The sequence below is a fragment of the Methylobacterium nigriterrae genome, from assembly GCF_037106235.1.
Taxonomy (GTDB): Bacteria; Pseudomonadota; Alphaproteobacteria; order Rhizobiales; family Beijerinckiaceae; genus Methylobacterium; species Methylobacterium nigriterrae.
In genome coordinates, this window is the sequence record NZ_JBAWTG010000481.1 from 1 (window position 1) to 624 (window position 624).

Consider the following 624-nt stretch of genomic DNA (forward strand, 5'->3'; position numbering starts at 1 on the left):
CTCCTCGTACCGCGCCCCATCTGGTACCGGGACCGGTGCACGTTGCGGTGTTCCGAGGCCTTCGCCCAGGCCGGCCATCGAGCCCATCTTGGGAAAGCGCTCGCGCAAGGATCGTAGTGTCTCCGAGAGACCCTGCCGTTCAGAGGCGGCCGTCTTGCCAGAAGGTGCATCGCCGACCGTCCCCTTTCCGAAGCTCGGCGCTGTCCAGGCTCCTCCAGGGGTCGAAGGCGCCACCATATCGATGGTCGGCCAAGATGGCGCGGCACTGCCTCCAGTGCGGGGCGCTCCATTTCGTGTGGCCGTTTGGGGGTTGGCGGTCGCTGGACGTCCCTGAAGCAGTGCCAGTGCCTCAGTGAGCTGGCCGGCGCGAGTGAGACGGGTCACCTCACCCATGTCGATGTTGGAGAATGCGTTCATGGTCATGATCCTGGATGAGGTAAACGGGCTGGTGCAGGAGGACCGGCCCCCGCCGCGAATAGGTTAGGTGAGAGCTCAGGCGGTACGGTCGGCCAACGCCGCCTTGATCGCCGGGCTGGCGTGGAAGGCGCCGAGCACCTGCACGGAGGCGATGCCTGCACGGGCGAGTTCCGGCGTGACGTCGGGCGCGATGCTGGCGAGGCCGAG

General features: G+C 67.0%; 1 pseudogene. It reads right to left on the bottom strand.

Annotated elements, in window-relative coordinates:
• Window positions 1–492: 492 nt before the first annotated feature.
• A pseudogene (locus tag WDW90_RS37845) lies at window positions 493–624 on the bottom strand (CopG family transcriptional regulator); the annotation flags it as partial.